We start from the raw sequence: 24,941 nt of genomic DNA on the forward strand, positions 1-24,941 counted from the left end.
AGATCCTCTGTGGGAGCGGCGGTGCGGCGATCCCGCAGTGATCGCAACCGGATTTAGCTTCAAAGGAAGGTGCAAGCATGACCACGACAAGACTGACCATGGCCCAGGCCCTGGTGAAATTCCTCGATAACCAGTACATCGAGGTCGATGGGGTTCAAAGCAAGTTCGTCGCCGGAGTCTTTACCATTTTCGGCCACGGCAACGTACTGGGCCTGGGCCAGGCTCTTGAGCAGGACAGTGGCGACCTGATCGTCCATCAGGGGCGTAATGAGCAAGGCATGGCCCACGCCGCCATCGGTTTTGCCAAGCAGCACCTGCGGCGCAAGATCTACGCCTGCTCCTCTTCGGTAGGCCCCGGTGCGGCGAACATGCTGACCGCCGCCGCGACCGCGACCGCCAACCGTATTCCCTTGCTGCTGTTGCCCGGCGACGTGTACGCCTGCCGCCAGCCGGACCCGGTGCTGCAACAGATCGAGCAGTTCCACGACCTGAGCGTCAGCACCAACGATGCGTTCAAGGCAGTGAGCAAATACTGGGACCGCATCAACCGCCCCGAACAACTCATGACGGCGGCGATCCACGCCATGCGTGTGCTCACCGACCCCGCCGAAACCGGCGCAGTGACCCTGGCCTTGCCGCAAGACGTGCAGGCCGAGGCCTACGACTATCCCGATTACTTCCTGCAAAAACGCGTGCACCGCATCGAGCGTCGTCCGGCGACTGAAGCGATGCTCGGTGACGCGCTGGCACTGTTCAAAGGCAAGCGCAAGCCGCTGATCATTTGCGGTGGTGGGGTCAAATACTCGGGTGCCAATGGCGCCTTGCAGGCGTTGGCCGAGCGCTTCGACATTCCCTTCGCCGAAACCCAGGCCGGCAAGAGTGCGGTGGTGTCCAGCCACCCGCTGAACGTTGGCGGGATCGGTGAAACCGGCTGTCTGGCGGCGAACTTGCTGGCCAAAGACGCGGACCTGATCATCGGTGTCGGCACCCGCTACAGCGATTTCACCACCGCCTCGAAATCCCTGTTTCAGCATCCGGATGTGCAATTTCTGAACCTCAACATCAGTCCCTGCGATGCTTTGAAACTCGACGGCGTGCAACTGGTGGCGGATGCCAAAGTCGGGCTGCAAGCCTTGGCTGAAGCCTTGGGCGATTACCGTTCTGCGTGGGGCGATCAACCGCGACAGGCCAAGGTGCAACTGGACGAGGAAGTCGACCGTATCTATCAGGTCGAATACCAGAGCCAGGACTTTATCCCGGAAATCAACGACCACATGGACCCGGCGGTGCTGCGCGAATTCATCGAGCTGACCGGTTCCTGCCTGACCCAGAGTCGTGTGCTTGGCGTACTCAATGAAACCCTGGCCGATGACGCGGTGATCGTCGCCGCCGCCGGCAGCCTGCCCGGTGACTTGCAGCGCAGTTGGCGCAGCAAGGGCGTGAACACTTATCACGTCGAGTACGGCTATTCCTGCATGGGTTACGAGGTCAATGCCGCACTGGGCGTGAAACTTGCCGAGCCTGAGCGCGAGGTCTACGCGCTGGTTGGCGACGGCTCTTACATGATGCTGCATTCCGAACTGGCGACCTCAATCCAGGAGCGCCGCAAGATCAACGTGGTGTTGCTCGACAACATGACCTTCGGTTGCATCAACAACCTGCAGATGGAACACGGCATGGACAGCTTCGGCACTGAATTCCGGTTCCGCAACCCGCAAACCGGCAAGCTCGACGGCGGTTTCGTGCCGGTGGATTTCGCCATGAGCGCGGCGGCTTATGGTTGCAAGACCTACAAGGTGAGCACGGTCGATGAGCTGCGAACCGCATTGGCCGATGCGCGTTTGCAGACGGTGTCAACGCTGATCGATATCAAGGTTCTACCCAAAACCATGATTCACAAATACCTGTCGTGGTGGCGGGTCGGCGTGGCGCAAGTCTCCACCAGCGCCCGCACCGATGCGGTGGCCAAGACCCTGAATGAACGACTGGCCAAGGCCCGTCAGTACTGATTGCCCCTGATACCCACAACAAATTTTTACAGGAGAATCTTCATGTCATTGCTCTCTCATTCACTGCGGATCGGCGTCATCGGTACCGGGGCGATCGGCCAGGACCATATCCGTCGTTGCAGCCAGACCCTGCTCAATAGCCAGGTCGTTGCTGTAACCGACATCAACTTGCAGCAAGCCGCGAAGGTCGTTTCCGACTTGAAGCTGACCGCTGAGGTCTATCCCGACGGCCATGCGTTGATCAAGGCACCGGAGGTCGAAGCAATCCTCGTCACCTCTTGGGGTCCGAGCCATGAAGCGTTCGTGCTGGCGGCGATTGCGGCGGGTAAACCGGTGTTCTGCGAGAAGCCGCTGGCGGTCACCGCGGAAGGTTGCCGCAACATCGTCGAGGCCGAAGTGGCCCACGGTAAACGCCTGGTGCAGGTCGGTTTCATGCGCCCCTATGACGAAGGTTATCGGGCACTCAAAGCCGTGATCGACAGCGGTCAGATTGGTGAGCCCTTGATGTTGCACTGCGCGCATCGCAACCCGAGCGTGGGTGAAAACTACAAGACTGACATGGCGATCACCGACACCCTGATCCATGAACTGGACGTGTTGCGCTGGTTGCTCGATGACGATTACGTGTCGGTGCAAGTGGTGTTCCCGCGCAAGAGCAGCAAGGCGCTCGCGCATTTGAAAGACCCGCAGATCGTGCTGCTGGAAACCGCCAAGGGCACACGCATCGACGTGGAAGTGTTCGTCAACTGCCAATACGGCTACGACATCCAGTGCGAAGTGGTGGGGGAGACCGGCATCGCCAAGTTGCCCGAGCCGTCCCAGGTGCAGTTGCGCAGCGGGGCGAAGTTGTCCAACGCGATTCTGATGGACTGGAAGGATCGGTTTATCGCTGCGTATGACGTTGAGTTGCAGGCATTCATCGATAGCGTGCGGGCCGGGCAGGTGGGTGGCCCGTCAGCGTGGGATGGTTTCGCCGCTGCCGTCGCCGCAGACGCGTGCATCGAAGCGCAGAACAGCGGGGCGATCGTCAAAGTCGGTCTGCCAGACCGCCCACATTTCTACGGCTAACGATGATCGCCTGTGGGAGCGAGCTTGCTCGCGATGACGGCGGCACATTCAACATCTATGTGACTGTCAGATCAGCTCGCCCCCACAGGGGAGTGTTACGGCTCAGGTATTGATGAAGGAGAACAAGAACATGCGCATCGCACTGGACCCCTACATGTACCGCACCCTGTCCCTGGGCAAGATGGTCGATAAGGTCGCCGAGCTCGGGTACGAACACATCGAACTCTCGCCCCGGGAAGATTTCCTGCCGTTCTACAAAGCCCCGCGCGTCGACAAGGCGCGGATCAAGGCATTTCGCAAAGCCCTGAGCGACACCGGGGTCAAGCTCTCTTCCTTGTTACCGATGTACCACTGGGCTGCTGCCGACGAAGGCCTGCGTGTTGCCGCCGTTCGCAACTGGAAACGGGCGATTCAGATTGCCGTGGAGATGGACTGCGAGCTGGTCAACACCGAGTTCACCGGCCAGTCAGACAACCCGCTGGTCTGCGAGAACCAGTTCATGCGTTCCATGGACGAGCTGATCCCAGCGTTCGAACGCGAAGGTATCAAGCTTGATATCCAGGCCCATCCTTATGATTTTTGCGAGCGTAACAATGAATCGGTGGACATCATTCGCGGTCTGGATCGCGAGTGGATCAACTACCTTTACGCGGCGCCGCACACCTTTTTCTATGACGATGGCAAAGGCGATATCGCCTCGATGCTCAAGTATGCCGGGTCGAAGTTGAGCCACCTGATCATCGCCGACACTTACAACCACAAGGCGTCTTCCGGGTTGCGCTACATCGTCAATCCGCCGGGTGTCGTCGCCACCGTGCACCAGCATCTGGACATCGGTCAGGGTGAAGTCGATTGGGACGCGTTTTTCGGCACCTTGCGCGAGATTCAGTTCGACGGCATTGCCACGGTTTCGGTATTTGCCTGGGAAGACCGGCCGGATGAATCCAACCGGATGATGCTCGAGCGCGTCAAAAGCGAACTCTGCCATTGACGGTCCCCACAACCCCCAGTGGGAGCGGGCTTGCTCGCGAAAGCGATGTATCAGCCAACATCAATTTTGACTGGTCCGCCGTCTTCGCGAGCAAGCCCGCTCCCACAAGGACGGTGTGTGTCCAGTGAGCGGTTACATAACAATAAGAAGGAATGCACACATGCGGATTGGACTTGTCGGTTACGGCCATGGCGGCCGGTTTTTCCATGCTCCGCTGATCAGCAGTTTGCCGGCGGCGACGTTCGTGGGTGTGGTCACCCGTTCACCGGAACGCCGACAGTTGCTGGCGGCCGAGCACCCAGGGGTGCCAGCGTTCGACAGCATCGGCCAACTGGTGGAGGCCGGGATCGATGTGCTGGTGGTGTCCACGCCGCTCAAGGGCCGTCCGGCGTTGGTGCTTGATGGCATCGAACACGGAGTGGCGGTGGTCAGCGACAAACCGTTTGCCGCTGATGCGCAGCAAGCGCAAACCCTGATCACCATGGCCGAGCGCCAAGGCGTACCGCTCAGCGTCTATCAGAACCGTCGCTGGGACTCGGACTTCCTGACCGTGCGCAAACTCATCGAATCCGGTGCGTTGGGCCAAGTCACCCGTTTCCAATCGCGGATCGAACGTTACTCACCACTGGCAGTGGACAACGGCAGTGGTGGTGGTTTTCTTCGCGACTTGGGCAGCCATCTGGTTGATCAGGCGTTGCTGTTGTTTGGTCCGGTGACACGGGTCTACGCCGAACTGGATTACCTGGAAAAAGGCCAGGTCTTCGATAACGGCTTCTTTATGGCCCTGACCCATGTCAGTGGCGTGACCTCACACCTGGGCGGCAGTTGCCTGCAAAACACCCCCGGCCCGCGCTTTCGGGTGACCGGCACCCACGGTTGTTACAGCGTCGATGGTCTGGACGGGCAAGAAGCCTCGGCACTCGCCGGGCTCTCGCCGAAATCCGAAGGTGAGCGCTGGGGTGTGGAAGAACATCGCCGCTGGGGCTGGTTCGAACAGGGCGAGGTGCGCGAACGGGTGCCCTCCGAGCGCGGTTGCTGGAATCAGTTCTATTTACAGCTACAAACCGCGTTGCAGAGCGGTGGCCCACTGCCTGTGGACGCCCGTGATGCACTGGCGACCACCCGCGTGCTGGACGCTGCGCGACTGAGCGCCGAGCGGCATCAAGTGGTGGAATTGAGCCTGTTCGAGAGCTATGGAATCAAATCAGAATAAAATTCTAAAATGAGTTGATATGGAAATTATTTTCCAATAAAGTCGTTTTCAGCGACCTGCCTCGCCACCTGTTTAAACCCTTTTCCCGCTTGCCTGCTTACTGAAATCGTCACGCCTCATCCATAAAACCAACAAGAATGTGGAGAAAGACTTTTCATGAAGACCAAGATCCGCTTTGCCTCACTTGCCTTGTCGCTGATGTTCGCCAGTGGCGCGGCGCTCGCCGATATGAAGATCGGCGTCAGCATGTCCCAATTCGATGACACCTGGCTGACCTACCTGCGCGAATCCATGGACACGAAAGCCAAGTCCTATCCCGATGGCGTACAACTGCAATTCGAAGACGCCCGCAGCGACGTGGTCAAGCAATTGAGTCAGGTCGAAAACTTCATCAGCCAGAAGGTCGATGCCATCGTGGTCAATCCGGTGGATACCGCCGCCACCCGTAAAATCACCGAAGCCGCCGTCAAGGCCGGCATCCCGCTGGTCTACGTCAACCGCCGCCCCGATGACCTGAAACTGCCCAAAGGTGTCGTCACGGTCGCCTCCAACGATCTGGAGGCCGGTGAAATGCAGATGCAGTACCTGGCCGACAAAATGGGCGGCAAGGGCAACATCGTGATTCTGCTCGGCGACCTCGCGAACAACTCCACCACTAACCGCACCAAGGGCGTCAAAGAAGTACTGGCCAAATACCCGAACATCAAGATCGAGCAAGAGCAGACAGGTATCTGGTCGCGGGATAAAGGCATGACCTTGGTCAACGACTGGCTGACCCAGGGCCGCAAGTTTGACGCGGTCGTGTCCAACAACGATGAGATGGCGATTGGCGCGGCCATGGCCCTGCAACAGGCAGGCGTCAAAAAGGGTAGCGTGCTGATCGCCGGTGTCGACGGTACGCCGGACGGCTTGAACGCAGTGAAGAAGGGCTCCTTGGCCGTCTCGGTGTTCCAGGACGCCAAGGGACAGGCCGACGGTTCGATCGACACCGCCGTGAAAATGGCCAAAAACGAGCCGGTTGAACAGGCCGTGTGGGTGCCATACCGCTTGATCACCCCGCAAAACGTCGACACGTTCAAATAGCCCGTCCGTTCAATAACAACAATAAATACGCAAGGTTGCGACCGCGACCTTGCTGATGGAGTACCTGATCATGTTCGCTTCAGCGACTGCTTCGATCACCCCGTTGGGGGGTATCCAGCCAACTGCAACACCTGTCGATGAGCCGTACCTGCTGGAGATCGTCAACGTCAGCAAGGGGTTTCCCGGTGTGGTTGCCTTGTCCGAGGTGCAGCTTCGGGTACGCCCTGGTTCTGTGTTGGCACTGATGGGTGAAAACGGCGCTGGCAAATCCACCCTGATGAAAATCATTGCCGGCATCTATCAGCCGGACGCCGGTGAACTGCGCCTGAGGGGCAAACCGGTGGTCTTCGAAACGCCATTGGCCGCGCTCCAGGCCGGGATCGCGATGATCCACCAGGAACTCAACCTGATGCCGCACATGAGCATCGCCGAGAACATCTGGATCGGCCGTGAGCAGCTCAACGGCTTGCACTTGGTCGATCACCGGGAAATGCATCGCTGCACGGCGAAACTGCTCGAACGCTTGCGGATCAACCTCGATCCGCAAGAGCAGGTCGGCAACCTGAGCATCGCCGAACGGCAGATGGTCGAGATCGCCAAAGCGGTGTCCTACGATTCCGACATCTTGATCATGGACGAACCGACCTCGGCCATCACTGACAAGGAAGTTGCCCATCTCTTTTCGATCATTGCCGACCTGAAAAGCCAAGGCAAAGGCATTATCTATATCACCCACAAAATGAACGAAGTGTTCGCTATCGCCGATGAAGTCGCGGTGTTCCGCGATGGCGCCTATATAGGCCTGCAACGGGCCGATAGCATGGACAGCGATAGTCTGATTTCGATGATGGTCGGTCGCGAGTTGAGCCAGTTGTTTCCGGTGCGTGAAAAGCCGATCGGCGAGCTGTTGCTGTCGGTGCGCGACCTTAAACTGGACGGCATCTTCAAGGATGTTTCCTTCGACCTGCACGCCGGCGAGATCCTCGGCATCGCCGGGCTGATGGGCTCGGGGCGGACCAACGTTGCCGAAGCGATTTTCGGCATTACGCCAAGCGACGGTGGCGAGATTCGTCTCGATGGCGAGGTGGTGCGCATCAACGACCCCCACATGGCAATCGAGAAGGGCTTCGCGCTGTTGACCGAGGATCGCAAGCTCAGCGGTCTGTTCCCGTGCCTCTCGGTACTGGAAAACATGGAAATGGCGGTGCTGCCGCATTACGCCGGCCACGGATTCATCCAGCAAAAAGCGTTGCGGGCGCTGTGCGAAGACATGTGCAAGAAACTGCGGGTGAAAACCCCTTCACTGGAGCAGTGCATCGATACCTTGTCCGGTGGTAATCAGCAGAAAGCCTTGTTGGCGCGGTGGCTAATGACCAACCCGCGCATCCTGATTCTCGACGAGCCGACCCGCGGTATCGATGTCGGCGCCAAGGCTGAGATTTACCGGCTCATCGCCTATCTCGCCAGCGAAGGCATGGCGGTGATCATGATTTCTTCGGAACTGCCGGAAGTGCTCGGCATGAGCGACCGGGTGATGGTCATGCACGAGGGCGACCTGATGGGCACCCTCGACCGCAGCGAAGCGACTCAGGAGCGAGTGATGCAACTGGCCTCGGGCATGTCCGCAGTTCACTAATGAATGCTGGCGCTGGCACGGCCAGCGTCGTCGACGCGATAGAAGGGTGAGTAGTTATGAACGCGATACTGGAAAACAAACCGGCAGCGGCGCCGGCCAAGAATCGCCGGCGCTTTCCGACCGAGCTGAGCATCTTCCTGGTGCTGATTGGCATCGGTCTGGTATTCGAAGTGTTCGGCTGGATCGTGCGTGACCAGAGCTTCCTGATGAACTCCCAGCGTTTGGTGCTGATGATTCTGCAAGTGTCGATCATCGGCCTGCTGGCGATTGGCGTAACCCAGGTGATTATCACCACCGGCATCGACCTGTCATCGGGCTCGGTGCTGGCCTTATCGGCGATGATTGCGGCCAGCCTGGCGCAGACCTCGGATTTCTCTCGGGCGGTATTCCCTTCGCTGACCGACTTGCCGGTGTGGATTCCCGTGATTGTCGGGCTTGGCGTCGGACTGTTGGCGGGAGCAATCAACGGCAGCATCATTGCCATCACCGGGATTCCACCGTTCATTGCCACCTTGGGCATGATGGTCTCGGCCCGTGGCCTGGCGCGTTTCTACACCGAAGGCCAGCCGGTCAGCATGTTGTCGGATTCCTACACCGCCATCGGTAGCGGCGCGATGCCGGTGATCATTTTTCTGGTGGTGGCGGTGATTTTCCACATCGCGCTGCGCTACACCAAGTACGGTAAATACACCTACGCCATCGGCGGCAACATGCAGGCGGCGCGTACGTCCGGTATTAACGTCAAACGCCATCTGGTTATCGTCTACAGCATCGCCGGGTTGCTGGCGGGATTGGCGGGCGTGGTGGCTTCGGCCCGCGCCGCCACCGGGCAGGCGGGGATGGGCATGTCCTATGAGCTGGATGCCATTGCCGCAGCGGTCATTGGCGGAACCAGCCTGGCGGGCGGGGTGGGGCGCATTACCGGCACCGTCATCGGCGCATTGATTCTTGGGGTGATGGCCAGTGGGTTCACGTTCGTCGGGGTCGATGCCTATATTCAGGACATCATCAAAGGCTTGATCATCGTGGTCGCGGTGGTCATCGACCAATACCGCAACAAGCGCAAACTCAAGCGCTGACTCTGACGGCAAACAGCGAGGGCCTGTTCTGGCTCTCGCTTCACCACATCCCCATTATTTTCAGCCATGGTGTTGCCACGCATCATGAGGGCTGTCGGTGAGTCGACCGTTGTGCTGATCAGTCCAGCAACACAGTAGAAAAATCGGAAAAAGCGGCAAATTGCTGGCCCCCTGCTTGCACTTTGATCGGCAAACTCGCTTTTTTTCAAAAGGTTAGGTTGGCCACATGCGGACGATTGTCATCACCGTTGCAACGCTTTCCCTGGCTGTCTTTGCCGCGGGGGTTCAGGCAAGGGCATTGAGCAAAAACCATCGCTTTGCCTGTACCTGGGGTGCCGATATCGCAGCCGGTGCGCAGCAATCGAAACTGTCCGGAATCTCACTGTACGGCGCACGCAAGCGCTTGCAGGTCCGCAAGTTCCAGCAGCCATGGATGCGTATGACCGCCATGGGCATCACCGAACAAACCTACAACAGCTCATCGCGGCTCAGACCGGCGGCAATCAAGCAAACCTACTATGAACAATGCGTGCGGCATGAACTGGCACAGCGTTAAGCCAAAAGCCCAACCCGAACAGGTTGGTTTTTTTCATGCGCGCTGAAACGCAGGCTCACTTGTCGCTATCGCAATTGACCATCCACGACACGCCAAAGCGATCCACCAGCATGCCAAATCGTGCGGCCCAGAAGGTCGCTTCCAGCGGCATGTCGACGCGACCGTCCTTGGCCAGCGCGTTAAATATCCGCTCGGCTTCGGCAATGCTGTAGACGTTCAGGGAAATTGAACAGCCACTCATGCCCTGAGTCGGGCGGTCGGGCGTGGTGTCCGAAGCCATGATCATCTGATCGCCGACTTTCAGGCAGGTATGGATGATCAGGTGCCGATGTTCTTTTGCAACGTGCTCCGCAGCGGGGGATTCACCAAAAGAGGTCATCGCCTCCAGTTCGCCGCTCAGGGCTTGCTGATAAAAAGTGAAGGCTTCTCGGCAGTCGCCGTTGAAGATCAGGTACGGGTTGATTCTCATGTCTTTGCTCCCGGCAGTCAGGCGTCGAGTGGCGGTTGTACGGTGTGTTCCACGATGGGCGGTTAAAACATAGCAGAGGTTTTGACGTCGGGATCGAGCGGGTTTCTCCCGATGTTTTTCAAATGAAAAGACACCGGGCAAGCCCCGGCTCAGTCGACGATGACGTGCTCGTCGTCGTCACCCAGGCATATGGTCAATTGCTGACCCTCCTTGCTGAACGCGCAATGGGGTAGCTCAAGGTGCGTGGCAATTTTGATCGGCGCGCCGATAAAAACAACGGCTATGAGAATCGCCACCACAGACCTGCCGATCATTGCAAAGCGGGACGGCTGGCCGCTGCTGTGGCTTTTCTTGAGTCTTGAGCGCAAAAAAAGACCGAACAGCATGAAGCCTAAGCCGATCAACATTGCGCTGCCGATTTCATGGGGGCTGATGCTGTAGATCCGTTGTTCTGCATCGTCTGGATAGTTGACTAGCCACCAGGCGCCCATGCCAAGTGGCAAAAGCCCTGCGGCGATGCAGGCATGGATCGATCCAGGCAAGCGCACTAGCAGGCTTATCAACAAAACCACTGTGGTCAGAACCCAGGCACTGACAAACATTTGCCCGCCCATGCCGCCCATGAAGGTGCCACCGACATCGATCGGTGTCATCAGATTCCAGTCATAAAAAGCGCTGTGCAGCAGCAGCGTCAGAGCCGCGAGCCAGCAGAGAGGGTAATAGAACCATAGGGCATTGGGGCGAGATAACACGTTGAGTCCTTTTCGTGGTGTTTGGCGCACGCCAGTATGCCGAGGAATTCGCACACTATGAAATTCAATCGTTGCGCTGGAGTACCATGGCGCACTGTCATCACCTGCCGAGTTCAACGTCCTATGCCTTCATTTTCCCGCGTCACTTCCTTGTTCGACCAAGCGCAGCGTGCGTTGCGGTTGGTCTGGGGGACGTCGCGAGGTTTGTTTCTGGGGCTGGTGCTGGCGACGCTGATAGCCGGGATGCTGCCGGCACTGGCGGCTTGGTTGGGCCAGCGCATTGTCGATGCCGTGGTCGCGGCGATGCAGCTGCACGCGCAGCACGGCAGTGCGCCGCTGTGGCCAGTGTTGCGATATGTGCTGATGGAGGCGGGGGTATTGGCGTTGTTGTCCGGCACACAGCGGGCGCTGTCGGTGCAGCAGTCGCTGTTGCGGGTGCAGTTGGGCCAGAAGGTCAACACGATGATTCTGGAGAAGGCGCAGACCCTCTCTCTGGTGCAGTTCGAGAACTCCGAGTTCTACGACAAGCTGGTGCGGGTGCGTCGCGAAGCCTCGACGCGGCCACTGGCGTTGGTCATGAAGTCGCTGGGATTGATCCAGAACCTGATCATGCTGATCAGCTTCGGCGTGCTGCTGGTGCACTTTTCGCCGTGGGCCCTGGTGCTGTTGGTGGTCGGGGCGCTGCCGGTGTTCTTCGCCGAGGCGCATTTCTCCGGTGATGCGTTTCGCCTGTTCACCCGTCGCGCGCCGGAGAGTCGACAGCAGAGTTACATCGAGACGCTTCTTTCCCACGAGGCCTATATCAAAGAGGTCAAACTGTTCGGCTTCGCACCGCTGTTGCTGCAACGCTACCGCGACACGTTCGCCAGACTCTATGCCGAAGACCGGCGATTGACGTTGCGTCGTGATGGCTGGGGTTTCGGTCTTGGATTGCTTGGCACCGCGGCGTTCTACGTGGCCTACGCCTGGGTGGTGATCGATGCCGTGCAGGGCGACATCAGTCTGGGCCAGATGACCATGTATCTGGTGCTGTTCAAGCAAGGGCAGAGCGCTGTGAGCAGTAGCCTGAGCGCGATCAGTGGTCTGTACGAAGACGGCCTGTACCTGACGAGTCTTTATGAATACCTCGCTGAACCGGTGCTGGCCGATACCGGTCACCTGACCGTCGGCGCGCAACCGGGCGATGGTCTGCGTTTCGAAAACGTCGGTTTCTGTTACCCGGGTGCCAGCCGCCCGGCACTGCAAAGCATTGACCTGCATCTGGTGCCGGGCAACAGCATGGCGTTGGTGGGGGAAAACGGTTCCGGCAAGACCACGCTGATCAAGTTATTGACCCGCCTCTACCGTCCCGATCAAGGACGCATTCTGCTGGATGGCAGCGATTTGCAGGATTGGCAGGAAACCGCGTTACGCCGTCGCATTGGCGTGATTTTCCAGGATTACATCCGCTACCAGTTCAGCGTCGGGGAAAACATCGGCGTCGGCGATACGCTGGCGTTCAACGACCAACAACGCTGGAAGGAGGCCGCTGCCGAAGGGATGGCGGCGCCATTCATCGAAGGGCTCGACCGTGGTTATGCCACGCAGTTGGGGCGCTGGTTTGCCGGTGGCCAGGAGTTGTCCGGCGGGCAATGGCAGAAGATTGCGTTGTCCCGGGCGTATATGCGCCGTGATGCCGACATCCTGATCCTCGATGAGCCAACCTCGGCCCTGGACCCGGCGGCGGAAGCAGCGGTGTTTGAGCATTTCAGCCAGCACACGGAAGGGCGCATGACCTTACTGATTTCCCATCGTTTTTCCAGCGTGCGCAATGCCGATCACATCATCGTGCTGCAACAAGGAAAGATTCTGGAACAGGGTGGCCACGGTGCGCTTATCGCCGCGGCCGGGCATTACGCGCAACTGTTCGATTTACAGGCGCGTGGTTATCGTTAGGTGTCCCGTGCGCTGCGCACAGTCGTGGGGCCGGCCATACGTGGGGCGTGTTTGGTTTGCATCAACGCATCAATAGCCTTGCGATAATCCTGCCCGCCCAACGCCATGCTGTTGTTGTGCGTCGCTCCAGGCACCAACAGCAAGCGTTTGGGTTGCTCCGCCGCGTTGAACAGTTGTTCGCTGAAACGTGGCGGGACGAAGGCGTCGGCCAAGCCATGCACCACCAGCAGCGGCATATGAATTTCGGCGATCTTGTCGATGGAATCGAACTTCTGCGACAGCAGCCAGCGCACCGGCAGCGAGGTGTTGGCCACCGCCGCGGCGACATCCGCCAGTGAGGTGAACGTGGACTCGATCACCAGTCCGCGCACGGGCAGTGGCGTGTGATCACGGGCGGCGTCCTGTCCGAGTTCGGCTGCCAGATCGATTGCCACGGCACCGCCGAGGGAGTGACCGTAGATCAGGCGTTTGTTCGGATCCGGTTGCAACAGCTTGAAACGCTCCCACGCCACTCGCGCGTCTTCATAAACACTGCTTTCTGACGGCAGATCACCCTTGCTCTTGCCAAACCCACGGTAATCGATGGCCAGCACCGAATAGCCCGCTGCGCGCAGTTGCTCGATGCGGAACAACTGCCCGGTGAGGTTCCAGCGCACGCCGTGCAGATAGAGGATGGCCGGGGCATTCTTGCGTTCTGCAGGCCACCACCAGGCATGAATGTTTTGCCCGGCCTTGAAACGTTTGGGTTGCAGATCGAGTTCCTGCACGCTGCCGGGCAAGCCGTGATACCAACCCGCCGTGCCCGGTTCGATGCGAAACAGCAGTTTGCGCTCGGTATGTTCCAGCACGGCACAACTCGCCGGCACGCCGATAATCAACGCGGCCATGCAGGCGAATGCCAAGCGGCGACGTCGCAGACGCGTCATGAAGGAAAGGAACATTAAACGGTTCACCAGTGCGCAGACAAAGAACGCTTTTTACCAGATGTCTCGGTCTGCGCACGATATTTTCGACCATCGCCCGTGTGCAACGATTACAAAATGCTGCGACGGCTCAGTCCACGCGCAGCACGATTTTGCCGATGTGGTCGCCGGCTTCCATGTGGGCATGGGCTTTGGCCGCTTCGGTCAGTGAATAGACTTTATCGATCATCGGCAGGCAGCGCCCCTCGGCCAGCACCGGCCATACGTGTTCGCGCAGTTGATCGGCGATTGCGGCTTTCTCGGCAGCGGTGCGTGCGCGCAGCAGAGAACCCGTTACAACGGCGCGTTTGCCGAGGATTGCCAGCAGATCAATGTCATTGGCCCGGGCGCCGCCAAGGAAGCCGAGCATCACTACCCGTCCATCCATCGCCAGGGTGCTGATGTTTGCGTTGAGGTAGGAGGCGCCCATGATGTCGAGAACGATATTCACACCTTGACCAGCGGTTTTCTCGGCGATGACGTCAGCGAAATTCTCTTCGCGATAGTTGATTGCCTGACCGCCCAGCCTACGGATCACTGAGCATTTCTCGGCGCTACCGGCCGTGGCAAATGCCTCAATGCCGAACTCACGACACAGCATCAGCGCGGTGGTGCCGATGCCGCTGGTGCCACCGTGAATCAGCGCACGTTGCCCGCTGCTGGCACCACCTAGGCCGAACAGGTTAGCCCACACGGTAAAAAAGGTTTCCGGGATCGCGGCGGCCTGCACCCAATCAATCCCGGCGGGGATTGGCAGGGTCTGGCCGGCCGGTACTGCGCAATATTCGGCGTAACCGCCGCCATTGGTCAGTGCGCAAACGCTGTCGCCAAGCTCAAACTGGCTGACACCGGCCCCGAGCGCGACCACTTCGCCGGCCACTTCCAGACCGGGGATCGGGTTCATCCCGGGCTTCATCGGGTATTTGCCGGCGCGTTGCAAGGCGTCTGGCCGGTTGATGCCGGCGGCGTGAACGCGGATCAGCACTTCACCCTCAGCGGCGACCGGCAACGTTACGCGTTTGGCTTGCAGAACATCAGGGGCGCCGGGTTCAGTGATTTCGATTCGAGTCATTTCGTTGGGTAAGGACATGTCGATTCCTGTTGCTAGAGAGTCTGTAGATGGGAGCGCGGCCTGCAGGCAATGATTCCCTTCAATTTTCACAGACGTGCGGTTCAGACGCAGAGGGTAGCCATTTCAGGGCATGCTCCAACAAAACCGCCACCGTGATCGCGCCGGCGGCGATCATGAACAGCCAGGCGTGATGGCCCCCCGTGGCATTGAACAACGCCGAATAGGCAAACCCGGCCAGCGCCTGAAACGTGGCAAACGATACGGTGGCACGGCTCCAGGCGATTTGCTGGCGATGATGATCCGGCACCAGTTCATGCACACGGGCCAAGGCCAGTGGCACGATACCGGGTGGGAATGAGCCGATAATCACCGCCAGCACGGCCAGGGCCATGAAGGTGTGGGAAAACGCCAGCAGCCCCAGCGCAATCACCTGCACCATCAATACCAGCCGGATGCCTGTCCGCGCGCCAAGTCGATCAGCGAGAAAACCATAACTCACCGGCCCGACAATCGCGCCCAGGCCATACATGACCCACACCCGTGTACCCATATGCGCCCCGGCACCGAGCCCGCGAGCCACGTAATCCACCAGAAAAACCATGGCCGGCACCAAACCTGCGGCCATGAACGCATATTGGCCGAACAGCAAATAGACGGCGTGAGGTGTTGGCTCAACCGGCACAACCTCGTGAGTCGCAATCGCATGCGGTAAATCGGCGGGCCAGCCAAACCAGCTCAGTGCGGTCAGCAACAACGACAAACCGCCCAGCCCCAACCAGGTGGCCTGCAGGCCCAGGCCCAGCAGTGGCGGCACGATTGTCCCGGAACCGGCAATCCCCAGGCCGATACCGAGGAAGATTGCGCCGCTGGCCAGCCCTTTACGGGACGCCGGCACATGGGGCAGGACGGTTGCCGCCACCAACACCATGATCGCGCCACCGGTAATCCCTGACAGCAAACGCCAGCCAAAGAACCAGCTCACCGACAACGGAAACGCACAGGCAAAAAACGCGGCGGTGACCAGCAGCATCATCAGGCGCAGGGCGTTTTTATTGCCAAGTTGCCTAGCTATCGGCCGGCCGAGCAGGGCGCCGATCAGGTAACCGACCAGATTGGCCGCGCCGAGATAGACCACGTCGTTGGCAGAAAACCACTGCGCCTGAATCAGCGAGGGAATCAACGGCGTGTAGGCGAAGCGCGCCAGGCCGATGCCGACCAGGCTGGCGCAGAGTCCGGCGAAGATCGGTAACGCTGAGGATGATGTACGCATGGGAGCGATCCTGAGAGGTATATGGCGCTCAGGATATCGGCTATTGTTGCTGCGCTGGTGCAGCGAGTTGGCATCGTATTGATGCATATTTGCATCATCAGGAGGCAAGATGAATTGGGACGATGCGCGGGTATTTCTCGCGGTATGCAGGGAGTCGACGTTACGCGGCGCGGCGCGGGTACTGGGCGTGGATCAGGCGACTGTCGGAAGACGGATCACGGCGTTGGAAAAGTCGCTGAGTGCGACGTTGTTTTTGCGCACGTCCGACGGTTACGCGTTGACAGCGGTCGGCGAAGCGGCGCTTAAAAGCGTCGAAAAAATGGAGCACTCGGCGCTGGAGCTGGAGCGGCAGATTCAGGGCCTGGACGATCGCCTGACCGGTAACGTGCGCGTCAGCACCACCGATTCGCTGGCCATCGATTTCCTGATCCCGGCCATCGCCCGACTGCACGAACTGCACCCGGACGTGCGCGTGCAACTGGATGCTTCCACGCAGATCCTCAGCCTGGCCAAACGCGAGGCGGATATCGCCGTGCGCAACACCCGTCCCGACAATCCAGACCTGATCGCTCGGCGGATTGCCCGCTGGCCGGTGGGATTGTTTGCGTCACAGGCGTATGTCGACGCCAAGGGCATCCCTCAGCAGGGTACGGCGTTTGAGGGGCATGACCTGGTGGTTTACGAACCCTATCTAAAGGGTAACAAGGACATGACACTGGTCTGCGAGCCGTTGCATCGCGGGCGAATCGTCGCCAGCCTGAGTTCCAGCTTGTTGGTGCGTCGCTCGATTGCGGCGAGCCTGGGTGTAGGAGAAATCCCTGTTTACATGGGCGAACGTGATGGCCTCGTCAACCTCTGGCCGGCGCGCAATCGCCCACAACCCTATGAAGTGTGGCTGGTGACCCACGCAGACTTGCGCCATACGGCGCGGGTAAGGGCCGTGATCGAGCAGATTGTCGAGGCGTTTGCGCGGGAGAATGAGTGAGCGCTGAGTGGCTTTGGAGAAGCTACGTAGCCTGACGAAACGGCCTACACCCAGAGCAGAATCCGCTGGCTTGTGGACGTTGGGGAGGGGCTCTATGGTTGTTGCAGCTCGCGGTGATACAACACTCGCTTTTTGAGAGATGAGCCAGGAAAGGTATCGGTAACCCAAGGAAGGGGATCGGATTGAAAGCCAGGGAATTTGAGCACTATCAACGTATCAACACATCGAACACAGGTCCCGACACTCAAGCCATGAACGCTATCAGCCGTGAAGAATTCAACGCCAGGATCGAGACCATTGAGGCAAGGATGGATGCTCGGGTCCAATCTGTGTCGGCGAAAATCGAGGGATTTCTGGAGGTTCAGACCGAGCGAGACAAGGCTCTGCTCGAACGCTACAACGCCATTGCTGCAAATGTGCAGCAGATCGCTCTTGAGTCAAAAGAGGCGGTCCGACAGGCCTCTACGATCAAGGCAAATTATTGGGCTTCAACCGCGGTGTATTTTCTTGGCATCGTCGGCATAGTCGTTGCGACTTATTACGCCAATCAGGCCAATGTCTTTGTAGCGATTCAAACGACTCTATCGGCGGTTCAAGCAGGCAAGGTTACCCCTCCACCTAACCCCGCGATGTTGCCATTACCGATCACGCCACCCTAAAAAACGGCCTTCAAAAGAAGGCCGTTTTTGTGGGCGTTAAACACTCGTTTATGGCATCTGCGGCAACTCTTGCGGGCGCAAGTCAAACACCAGCACTTCGGCATCCACGCCATTGCTCAAGGTCAGCACCTGCTCCTCGCGAACCCGCACGCCGTCACCTTCCTGCAACCGCTGGCCGTTCAGTTCAACGCTGCCACGCGCCACATGCACATAGGCGTAACGGTTGGCCGGCAATTCCAGCGTGGCGCTCTCTTTGCCATCGAACAGCCCGGCGAAGACTCGCGCATCCTGGCGCACGGTCAGCGAACCATCACGGCCATCCGGCGAGATGATCAGTTGCAGGCGACCGCGTTTTTTCTGCGCACTGAAATGCTCCTGTTGATAGCGCGGTTTGGCGCCGCCGACGTCCGGCACGATCCAGATTTGCAGGAAGTGCACAGGCTTGGTCGCCGAGTGGTTGAACTCGCTGTGCGCCACGCCACTGCCGGCGCTCATTAGCTGCACATCGCCGGGGCGAATCACTGAGCCTGTGCCCAGGGTGTCTTTATGTTCCAGCGCGCCTTCGAGCACGTAGGAAAAGATCTCCATGTCGCGATGTGGGTGCTGGCCGAAGCCTTTGCCGGCGGCAACACGGTCATCGTTGATCACCAGCAGATCGGAAAAACCCTGTTCACGCGGGTTGCGATAGCTGGCGAAAGAAAAGGTGTGGAACGACTTCAACCAGCCATGATTAGCGAGGCCACGATCGGAGGCTTTACGAAGAGTCAGCATGATGAAATCTCCTTGCGGGACGTGAATTCGTCCGAGTGAGGAGAAGGTTACTGTTTACTTTTCGATGCAATAAGTAGATGAAAATTGAAATACTGTCCCTCTCAGGTTGACAGTTTTGCGGTTCAGTTCACGCATTCTTTTTTAACGACTTCGTTGCACTTGGCCATAATGCTCACTCTGCCTCATGCCTTTCATTTTTGCTCTCAGTGAAGTCTCCCCATGAAAACCGTGGCAATGGTGTTGTTCCCCGACTTTCTTCTGCTCGACATGGCCGGGCCGCTGGAGGTGTTTTCGGTTGCCAACCGGTATTTGAAACCGCAACTGCATTATCAATTGACCACCCTTGGCACTGAACGCGGCCCTCTACGCGCATCCAACGGTGTGCAGGTGCTGGCCGACTGCTCTATCGAAGACGCACCGCAGCGCTATGACTTGTTGCTGGTGCCCGGTGGTCCCGGCGCTTACAACGAAAAGCCTCCCGCATTGCTCGCTTGGCTAAAAGAGGCCGTCCCGCGCGCCGAGCGCTACGGCTCGATCTGCACCGGCGCGTTCATTCTTGGGCATGCCGGATTGCTCGACGGTTATCGCGTCACCACGCACTGGAATTACACCGAACGCCTGATCAAGGCATTCCCGAAGGCGAGCGTCGCGACCGATCAGATTTTCATTGAGGATCGCAACCTGATTTCCTCGGGGGGTGTCACTGCCGGCATCGACCTTGCGCTGGCGTTAGTCGCCCAGGATCACGGCAAGAAGCTGGCTCAGGATGTCGCCAAAGTGTTGCTGGTGGTGATGAAACGTCAGGGCGGGCAGGCGCAGTTCAGCCCATTGATGGCAGCAGTGGCGCCCCAGGAAACCCCGATCACGCGGGTGCAGAATTACGTGCTGGAACACCTCGACGAAGCCTTTAGCGTCGAACGCATGGCCCATTTGGCGAATATGAGTACGCGGCACTTCGCGCGGATTTTCGCCCGTGACATCAATATGACTCCCATGGAATTCCTGCAGAGTGCGCGCATCGACTGCGCGCGCAACCTGTTGGAAACCAGTGATCTGCCATTGAAGACCGTGGCCTACAAGAGCGGTTTCGGCAGCGTGCGGCACATGCGCTTGTTGTTCGCTGAAAAGCTCGGTCTGACGCCTGTGCAGTACCGCGAACAGTTCAGCTAGAGCCATTGTGTCCGTCACGCGCACTCGTATGTCCGTGATGCGCCCTGTGTGGTGGTTGTACCGTCACCCGGGACTGCCAAGATAGCGGGTATGAACAACCGCCACGATTTGAACCCGGCGTCGGTGCTGTATTTCGGCCCCTACGCGTTTCATTTGCGCCAACGGTTGATCCTGGAAGGGGATCGGCCACTGCGTATGGGCGGGCGTGCGCTGGACATTCTGCAGGTGCTGGTCGAGCGAGCGGGGCGCGTGGTCAGAAAGGAAGAGTTGATTGCGCGGGTCTGGCCGACGTCAGTGGTTGAGGAAATCAACCTTCGCGTTCACATCGCGGCACTGCGCAGAGCATTGGGTGAGGGTGAGAAGGGGCACCGCTACATCGTCAATGTGCCGCAATGCGGCTATCGCTTCGTAGCCCCGGTGCACGGTGACAGCACCGGGCAAGTGGTGTTCGAAGGTCTGCAAGCGCCCCTGCACAACTTGCCGGCGCGACTGACGCCGGTCACGGGTCGCGATTCATTGGTGGGTGCCATGGTGCGGCAATTGCCGCTGTGCCGGCTGATGACCGTGACCGGCCCGGCGGGTGTCGGCAAAACCACCGTCGCGTTGCGCGCGGCAGAGTTGTTGCTGGAGCATTTTCGTGAAGGCGTGTGGCTGGTGGATCTGTCTGTGATCGACGAGCCCGCGTTGCTGTTCGATCATCTGCTGCAAACACTCGAAACCGATCTCGACACGCTATCTCGCCGCCACACCTTGCTGGTGCTGGATAACTGTGAGCACCTGCTAGACGCTTGCAAGGCGTTGGTTGAACGCCTATTGGACGCTGCGCCAAGGCTGTCGATTCTTGCGACCAGTCGTGAAGCCTTGCACGCCAGCCTGGAGACCGTGCAACAACTGCCGCCGCTGGCCATTCCCAAATCCACGGCACTGAACAGTGTTGCAGAAGTCATGGGTTATTCGGCGGTGCAGTTGTTTGTCAGTCGTGCCCGCGCGCGGCAGCAGGGATTTACTCTGCGCGAACAGGATCTCAACGCTGTGCGTGACATCTGTCGGCGACTCGATGGTTTGCCGCTGGCGATTGAACTGGCAGCGGCACACATCGATGCTTTGGCGATGGTCGGGTTGCAGGCCCAACTCGACAACTGTCTACAGATGCTCAGTCATGGTCGGCGGACCGCCGTGCCCCGTCATCAAACCCTGACGGCCGCGCTGGACTGGAGTTATCAGCACCTGAGCAAGCAGGAACAACGGGTGTTGCACCGACTGTCGGTGTTCCAAACGGCTTTTGCCCTTGATGCCGCGTTGAGTGTGATCAGTTGCGCACAACTGCCGCCCTCGATGCTGGCCTTGATGATTGAGCGGTTGGCGCAGAAATCGTGGCTGGTTGTGGTGCGGGGCACCGGTGGGCTGCGCTATCGCATGCTCAACACCACCCGGCGTTATGCTCGCGAACGACTGGAACGCAGTGGCGAGTCGAGTGATTTCGAACACCGCCATGCACGCAGCCTAAGCCGCAGCCGTTGGCCTTCAGACTCGCAGTTGACTGCTCAACTCGTCGAGTAGCGAGCGCACCTTGCGCAAGTCCGGCGTGGCGTAGCCTTCGGTGAAGCGTTGATAGATCGGGTTCAGCAGATCCAGCGCTTCGCGGCAGCGGTTTTGCCGTTGCCACAGTTGGGCCAGCGACGTGGCGCTGCGCAGTTCCCAAGCCAGGGCACCCTGGGTTTGGGCGATCGAGAGTGCCTGTTGCAATACTTCTTCTGCCTGGCGGGTATTGCCGCCCGAACACCCTGATTCTTCAGCCAACAACCGATCCGCGCGAGCGCGCAAAATCTCCGCTGTACTCCAACCCGCTGCGCCGCTTTGCGCGCGTTCAAGCAGTGCATCATCAACAAATCCGCTGTCCAGGGTCACCATGACTTCTCTGACCAGACCGCTGCTGTCCAACGGCATTGGCGTGGCGCTATCCGCGTCGATCACCTGCGCGTAGTGCCGCGCCCACGTATAGAACAGCATGACCGAATGCTTCTGCGCCTGCTCGAGCAACAGATGCAGCAGCGCACGGGCGTTTTGCCGGTCACCGTTGTAATGAGCAATCAAACAACTGGCCAGCGCCAAGGTGTAACAGATCGAGGTGCCGTGGTTGATTTGCACGGCAATATCCAGCGCCTGCCGTGCGGTGCGCCAGGCTTGTTCCGGGAAGCCTTGCAGCCACAGCACACGGGCGAGCACTGTCAGCGAGGCGACGCTCTGGTCGTATTGCACGCCAAAACCGTGGGTAAAACGGTTGAGGTGGCCGCTGTGTGCCATACGTTCGATCACCTGCTCGGCATGAATGCGCGCCTGCGTCTGGTCGCCAGCGTAGTGCAAGGCCAGCACCCGCAACCGGTGCATGCTCAGTGACAGCAGCGGGTCGCCATGCAGGCCAATGCGGTCGAACTGCTCGCTCTGCTCCAGCGCTGCCTGGTAATGACCGCAACTGAGATTGACCGCCATGTGTCCGGACACTGCCCGCAGTTGCCCGGCGATATCGTCGTGTGCTTGCGCCAGCGTACGGGCGTCGACGAAGGCTGCGATGGTTTCCGGGGTGCCACCCCAGGTGTGGTAGCAGGCACTGCCGAGCGCCAGTTTCAGAGCGATTTTCACACGCGGACAAGGTTCGGCGGCCTTGTCGAGCAGGGCCAGCGCCTGACGCACGTAACCGCCGTACTCCTTGAGCAGCGACAACTCTTGCCACAACGGTGCCGAGGTCGCGGCCAGATAAATCCCCACTTCATCGGGCCCGGCACCGTTCAGGCTCCAGTCCAGCGCAGCACGCAAGTCTTCGAGACCGCGTGCATAGCGTTCGATCCACAAAGCGGTCGAGGTGCTCTCCCAATCACTTTGCGCTTGATGCATCAGCGCCAGGCAGCGTTCGGCGTGGCGTTTACGGGTGTCGGCAAGCTCCGCGCAGTGGTCGAGTTTTTCCAGGGCGTAGCGCCGGGTGGTGTCGAGCAAACGGTAAAACACTTCTTCATCACCGACCTCGACGTTGAGCAGAGATTTGGCGACCAGTTGTGTGACGGAGCCAAAGACCTCGTCGGGTTCAATGTGCTGACCGACAATCACGGCGGCAGCGGACTCCAGTGTGAAACCGCCACGAAAGACGCCCAATCGTCGCAAGCAAGTCTGTTCGCAAGGCGTGAGCAGATTGAAGCTCCAGTCCAGCGTCGCGCGCAGGGTATGGTGGCGTTCCAGGCTGCTCTGATTACCTGCTGGCGAGGCGGGCAGACGCCCCTGCAATTGGCTCAGCAAACCGCTCAGCCCCAGTTCGTTGACCTGCGCCGCCGCCAGTTCCAATGCCAGGGGGATGCCATCCAGCCGTCGGCAGATTTCAATGACATGAGGCAACTCGGCATCCTGCAATTCGAAGCTCTCGTGAGCCGCAAGGGCTCGTTCGGCAAACAGCTGCAGTGCAGAAAAGCTCAAGGCTTGCGCACGATCGAGCACCGCAATCGGCGGCGGGTAATCCAGGGATTCCAGGCGCTGCACATACTCGCCTTCGGCGCGCAGACTCTCACGGCTGGTGGCCAGAATGTGCACTTGCGGCGCGCCGCGCAAAATGTGCTCGCTGAGCAGTGCTACGGCATCGATCAGGTGTTCGCAATTGTCAATCACCAGCAACATCTGCCGTTTGCTCAAGCCGTGGATCAACCCGTTAAGCGGCTCGCCATCGTGCAGCGACAGGTCGAGCAAGGTCGCCAGGTGCGAGCAGATCATTTGTGGGTCGTTGATTGGCGCCAGGTCCAGCAGCCGGATGCCGTCCGGGTAGCGGCCGATCATCTGTTCGGCCACACGCAGGGCCACGGTGGTTTTGCCGATCCCGCCGGGGCCGACCAACGTGATGCAGCGCTGACGTGGCAGTTGGGCCACCAAACTGTCGACCAGTGGCTGACGGCCAATCATCTTCGTGCGGCGCAGCGGCAGGTTATGCCGGGTGCCGCTATCGGCGAGCGGGCGCTGCCCGATGGACTCCAGCAGGATCGGCGCGACAAAGCTGTAGCCGCGCTGCGCCACCGTGATGATGTAGCGCTGGCCGGCCTGACCGTCGCCAAGGGCTTTGCGTAGCGCCGCCATGTGCACCCGCAGGTTGATGTCTTCCACAATACTGTTCGGCCAAACCTCGGCGATCAACTGCTGCTTGCTCACCACTTCGCCGGCGTTCGCCAGCAGGATCAGCAGAATGTCCATGGCACGTCGCCCCAGGCGCAACGGCTGGTCGCCCTCAAGCACTAGCCGTTGTCCGGGATGGATCCGATAAGGGCCGAAACCGATGGCCTGATTCGGGGAAAGACTCAACAGCTCACTCCTGCAATGTTTTTATGATCCTGCCCGTGCTGTGCGAAGCCTTTGTGACGAGCAGGGCGGAGGAAGAGAACAGCGCACGCAAGCCCTCTAATCCGCAGTATCCGGACATATTCCTCAGGTTCTTGCCTGCGTGCAACGTGCAGACGGACGGCCTCGATGAACGCGAATCGGCGCAACCCCCGTTTTTACGGACTGCCATGTTCCAAGCCGCGTCTTTAGGCGCGCCACAATTAACAACGATTAACTCGTCTGTGTCCGGTCTAGCCCCAAAAATCCAGTGAGGCAAGTTCAGCTTCAGGCACAGGCCTGCTGGCTGCAATGGAATGCACACGTCCGGAGGACGGCGCAATGAGCAACGTGGTGGTTGTCTATCACAGCGGCTATGGGCACACGCGGGTCATGGCCGAAGCCGTAGCGCAAGGCGTCGAACGACATTCGGGCAGCATCTGTCGGTTGATTGCGGTAGAGGAGGTGGATGCACATTGGGATGAGCTGCATCGCGCCGATGCGATCATCTTCGGTGCGCCGACCTACATGGGCAGCGCTTCGGCGGGGTTCAAGCAATTCATGGAGGCCAGCGCGGCGTTCTATCTGGCCAAGCCGTGGCGCGACAAAATCGCCGCCGGGTTCACCAACTCGGGCAGCCTGTGTGGTGACAAGCTCAATACGCTGCTGCAAATGGCGGTGTTTGCCGCGCAACATTCGATGATTTGGGTCGGTCTCGACCTGCTTCCGGCGCGTTCAGCGGCCGGGTGCTTTGATGGGCAATTGAATCGTCTCGGCAGCTCACTTGGCGCCATGTCGCAATCCAATGTCGAACAGACGCCCGACCAGGCGCCACCGCCTGAAGACCGGTGCACAGCGGCGCACTTGGGCGAGCGGGTAGCGCGTCTGGCGCAGCGCATGGCGCAGGCGTGAGT

21 protein-coding genes are annotated in these 24,941 nt (G+C 59.4%); 14 read left to right on the plus strand and 7 right to left on the minus strand.

Annotated features, from left to right (window positions below):
* Nucleotides 1-77: 77 nt before the first annotated feature.
* The 8 genes from iolD to ACIOU6_RS12700 all read left to right on the plus strand — a co-directional run bounded on the left by iolD (nt 78) and on the right by ACIOU6_RS12700 (nt 9,635).
* On the plus strand, nt 78-2,009 hold the full coding sequence (iolD, locus tag ACIOU6_RS12665; protein WP_401136639.1) for a 3D-(3,5/4)-trihydroxycyclohexane-1,2-dione acylhydrolase (decyclizing): 1,932 nt from the start codon (nt 78-80) through the stop codon (nt 2,007-2,009).
* Between the two features lie 42 nt (nt 2,010-2,051).
* A complete protein-coding gene (locus ACIOU6_RS12670; protein WP_221729524.1) occupies nt 2,052-3,077 on the plus strand; it encodes a Gfo/Idh/MocA family protein in 1,026 nt (341 codons plus the stop codon).
* Nucleotides 3,078-3,207: 130 nt separating this feature from the next.
* Nucleotides 3,208-4,068 (plus strand): sugar phosphate isomerase/epimerase family protein, encoded by an 861-nt coding sequence (locus ACIOU6_RS12675; protein ID WP_221729525.1) that lies wholly within the window; start codon nt 3,208-3,210, stop codon nt 4,066-4,068.
* A gap of 160 nt (nt 4,069-4,228) precedes the next feature.
* Nucleotides 4,229-5,281, plus strand: coding sequence for a Gfo/Idh/MocA family protein (locus ACIOU6_RS12680; RefSeq protein ID WP_401136642.1), 1,053 nt, complete (start codon nt 4,229-4,231; stop codon nt 5,279-5,281).
* 156 nt (nt 5,282-5,437) lie between these two features.
* The gene (locus tag ACIOU6_RS12685) at nt 5,438-6,364 is read left to right on the plus strand and encodes a sugar ABC transporter substrate-binding protein (protein ID WP_221729527.1); all 927 of its coding nucleotides are present in this window, start codon (nt 5,438-5,440) and stop codon (nt 6,362-6,364) included.
* 70 nt (nt 6,365-6,434) lie between these two features.
* On the plus strand, nt 6,435-8,000 hold the full coding sequence (locus ACIOU6_RS12690; protein WP_401136645.1) for a sugar ABC transporter ATP-binding protein: 1,566 nt from the start codon (nt 6,435-6,437) through the stop codon (nt 7,998-8,000).
* A 56-nt stretch (nt 8,001-8,056) separates the two neighbouring features.
* Nucleotides 8,057-9,079, plus strand: a complete 1,023-nt coding sequence (locus tag ACIOU6_RS12695) for an ABC transporter permease (RefSeq protein WP_221729529.1) — start codon at nt 8,057-8,059, stop codon at nt 9,077-9,079.
* 226 nt (nt 9,080-9,305) lie between these two features.
* Entirely contained in the window at nt 9,306-9,635 is a 330-nt protein-coding gene (locus tag ACIOU6_RS12700) for a hypothetical protein (RefSeq protein ID WP_221729530.1), read from the plus strand.
* A gap of 55 nt (nt 9,636-9,690) precedes the next feature.
* Here ACIOU6_RS12700 and ACIOU6_RS12705 read toward each other — a convergent pair whose 3' ends face one another.
* Nucleotides 9,691-10,104, minus strand: a complete 414-nt coding sequence (locus ACIOU6_RS12705; protein ID WP_401136648.1) for a VOC family protein — start codon at nt 10,102-10,104, stop codon at nt 9,691-9,693.
* Between the two features lie 149 nt (nt 10,105-10,253).
* The gene (locus ACIOU6_RS12710; RefSeq protein ID WP_401136651.1) at nt 10,254-10,973 is read right to left on the minus strand and encodes a hypothetical protein; all 720 of its coding nucleotides are present in this window, start codon (nt 10,971-10,973) and stop codon (nt 10,254-10,256) included.
* 6 nt (nt 10,974-10,979) lie between these two features.
* On the opposite strand from ACIOU6_RS12710, the gene ACIOU6_RS12715 reads away from it, so the two are divergent.
* Nucleotides 10,980-12,791 (plus strand): ABC transporter ATP-binding protein, encoded by a 1,812-nt coding sequence (locus ACIOU6_RS12715; protein ID WP_221729532.1) that lies wholly within the window; start codon nt 10,980-10,982, stop codon nt 12,789-12,791.
* Here ACIOU6_RS12715 and ACIOU6_RS12720 read toward each other — a convergent pair.
* The 3 genes from ACIOU6_RS12720 to ACIOU6_RS12730 form a co-directional block, all read right to left on the minus strand.
* A complete protein-coding gene (locus tag ACIOU6_RS12720; protein WP_401136655.1) occupies nt 12,788-13,732 on the minus strand; it encodes an alpha/beta hydrolase in 945 nt (314 codons plus the stop codon). The two genes, ACIOU6_RS12715 and ACIOU6_RS12720, sit on opposite strands and share 4 nt — an antisense overlap.
* A gap of 112 nt (nt 13,733-13,844) precedes the next feature.
* A complete protein-coding gene (locus tag ACIOU6_RS12725; protein WP_365069078.1) occupies nt 13,845-14,843 on the minus strand; it encodes an NAD(P)H-quinone oxidoreductase in 999 nt (332 codons plus the stop codon).
* A gap of 61 nt (nt 14,844-14,904) precedes the next feature.
* Nucleotides 14,905-16,095, minus strand: coding sequence for a YbfB/YjiJ family MFS transporter (locus ACIOU6_RS12730; protein ID WP_401136658.1), 1,191 nt, complete (start codon nt 16,093-16,095; stop codon nt 14,905-14,907).
* A gap of 109 nt (nt 16,096-16,204) precedes the next feature.
* Here ACIOU6_RS12730 and ACIOU6_RS12735 point away from each other — a divergent pair, with 109 nt between their 5' ends.
* Entirely contained in the window at nt 16,205-17,080 is an 876-nt protein-coding gene (locus tag ACIOU6_RS12735; RefSeq protein WP_401136661.1) for a LysR family transcriptional regulator, read from the plus strand.
* Between the two features lie 182 nt (nt 17,081-17,262).
* The gene (locus ACIOU6_RS12740) at nt 17,263-17,739 is read left to right on the plus strand and encodes a hypothetical protein (protein WP_401136664.1); all 477 of its coding nucleotides are present in this window, start codon (nt 17,263-17,265) and stop codon (nt 17,737-17,739) included.
* Between the two features lie 48 nt (nt 17,740-17,787).
* Here ACIOU6_RS12740 and ACIOU6_RS12745 read toward each other — a convergent pair whose 3' ends face one another.
* Nucleotides 17,788-18,510, minus strand: a complete 723-nt coding sequence (locus tag ACIOU6_RS12745; RefSeq protein ID WP_221729537.1) for a pirin family protein — start codon at nt 18,508-18,510, stop codon at nt 17,788-17,790.
* A 219-nt stretch (nt 18,511-18,729) separates the two neighbouring features.
* On the opposite strand from ACIOU6_RS12745, the gene ACIOU6_RS12750 reads away from it, so the two are divergent.
* Nucleotides 18,730-19,680, plus strand: a complete 951-nt coding sequence (locus ACIOU6_RS12750) for a GlxA family transcriptional regulator (RefSeq protein WP_339432534.1) — start codon at nt 18,730-18,732, stop codon at nt 19,678-19,680.
* A gap of 90 nt (nt 19,681-19,770) precedes the next feature.
* Nucleotides 19,771-21,240: an ATP-binding protein gene (locus tag ACIOU6_RS12755; RefSeq protein ID WP_401136667.1), complete on the plus strand. Its 1,470-nt coding sequence runs from the start codon at nt 19,771-19,773 to the stop codon at nt 21,238-21,240.
* Here the strand turns inward: ACIOU6_RS12755 and ACIOU6_RS12760 are convergent.
* A complete protein-coding gene (locus ACIOU6_RS12760; RefSeq protein ID WP_401136670.1) occupies nt 21,205-24,012 on the minus strand; it encodes an ATP-binding protein in 2,808 nt (935 codons plus the stop codon). The genes ACIOU6_RS12755 and ACIOU6_RS12760 overlap by 36 nt on opposite strands.
* Nucleotides 24,013-24,369: 357 nt before the next feature.
* Here ACIOU6_RS12760 and ACIOU6_RS12765 point away from each other — a divergent pair, with 357 nt between their 5' ends.
* Nucleotides 24,370-24,939: a flavodoxin family protein gene (locus tag ACIOU6_RS12765; protein ID WP_221729541.1), complete on the plus strand. Its 570-nt coding sequence runs from the start codon at nt 24,370-24,372 to the stop codon at nt 24,937-24,939.
* The last annotated feature ends 2 nt before the right edge of the window (nt 24,940-24,941 follow it).

Source organism: Pseudomonas sp. NPDC087615 (genome assembly GCF_044743445.1).
Lineage (GTDB): Bacteria > Pseudomonadota > Gammaproteobacteria > Pseudomonadales > Pseudomonadaceae > Aquipseudomonas > Aquipseudomonas baetica_A.

What these genes read in the sequence shown, in the direction of transcription:
- ACIOU6_RS12685 (WP_221729527.1), top strand. Translation starts at nt 5,438, where the DNA reads ATGAAGACCAAGATCCGCTTTGCCTCACTTGCCTTGTCGCTGATGTTC.
- iolD (WP_401136639.1), top strand. Translation starts at nt 78, where the DNA reads ATGACCACGACAAGACTGACCATGGCCCAGGCCCTGGTGAAATTCCTC.
- ACIOU6_RS12750 (WP_339432534.1), top strand. Translation starts at nt 18,730, where the DNA reads ATGAAAACCGTGGCAATGGTGTTGTTCCCCGACTTTCTTCTGCTCGAC.
- ACIOU6_RS12755 (WP_401136667.1), top strand. Translation starts at nt 19,771, where the DNA reads ATGAACAACCGCCACGATTTGAACCCGGCGTCGGTGCTGTATTTCGGC.
- ACIOU6_RS12675 (WP_221729525.1), top strand. Translation starts at nt 3,208, where the DNA reads ATGCGCATCGCACTGGACCCCTACATGTACCGCACCCTGTCCCTGGGC.
- ACIOU6_RS12715 (WP_221729532.1), top strand. Translation starts at nt 10,980, where the DNA reads ATGCCTTCATTTTCCCGCGTCACTTCCTTGTTCGACCAAGCGCAGCGT.
- ACIOU6_RS12680 (WP_401136642.1), top strand. Translation starts at nt 4,229, where the DNA reads ATGCGGATTGGACTTGTCGGTTACGGCCATGGCGGCCGGTTTTTCCAT.
- ACIOU6_RS12730 (WP_401136658.1), bottom strand. Translation starts at nt 16,095, where the DNA reads ATGCGTACATCATCCTCAGCGTTACCGATCTTCGCCGGACTCTGCGCC.
- ACIOU6_RS12745 (WP_221729537.1), bottom strand. Translation starts at nt 18,510, where the DNA reads ATGCTGACTCTTCGTAAAGCCTCCGATCGTGGCCTCGCTAATCATGGC.
- ACIOU6_RS12725 (WP_365069078.1), bottom strand. Translation starts at nt 14,843, where the DNA reads ATGTCCTTACCCAACGAAATGACTCGAATCGAAATCACTGAACCCGGC.
- ACIOU6_RS12690 (WP_401136645.1), top strand. Translation starts at nt 6,435, where the DNA reads ATGTTCGCTTCAGCGACTGCTTCGATCACCCCGTTGGGGGGTATCCAG.
- ACIOU6_RS12670 (WP_221729524.1), top strand. Translation starts at nt 2,052, where the DNA reads ATGTCATTGCTCTCTCATTCACTGCGGATCGGCGTCATCGGTACCGGG.
- ACIOU6_RS12720 (WP_401136655.1), bottom strand. Translation starts at nt 13,732, where the DNA reads ATGTTCCTTTCCTTCATGACGCGTCTGCGACGTCGCCGCTTGGCATTC.
- ACIOU6_RS12735 (WP_401136661.1), top strand. Translation starts at nt 16,205, where the DNA reads ATGAATTGGGACGATGCGCGGGTATTTCTCGCGGTATGCAGGGAGTCG.
- ACIOU6_RS12695 (WP_221729529.1), top strand. Translation starts at nt 8,057, where the DNA reads ATGAACGCGATACTGGAAAACAAACCGGCAGCGGCGCCGGCCAAGAAT.
- ACIOU6_RS12765 (WP_221729541.1), top strand. Translation starts at nt 24,370, where the DNA reads ATGAGCAACGTGGTGGTTGTCTATCACAGCGGCTATGGGCACACGCGG.
- ACIOU6_RS12700 (WP_221729530.1), top strand. Translation starts at nt 9,306, where the DNA reads ATGCGGACGATTGTCATCACCGTTGCAACGCTTTCCCTGGCTGTCTTT.
- ACIOU6_RS12705 (WP_401136648.1), bottom strand. Translation starts at nt 10,104, where the DNA reads ATGAGAATCAACCCGTACCTGATCTTCAACGGCGACTGCCGAGAAGCC.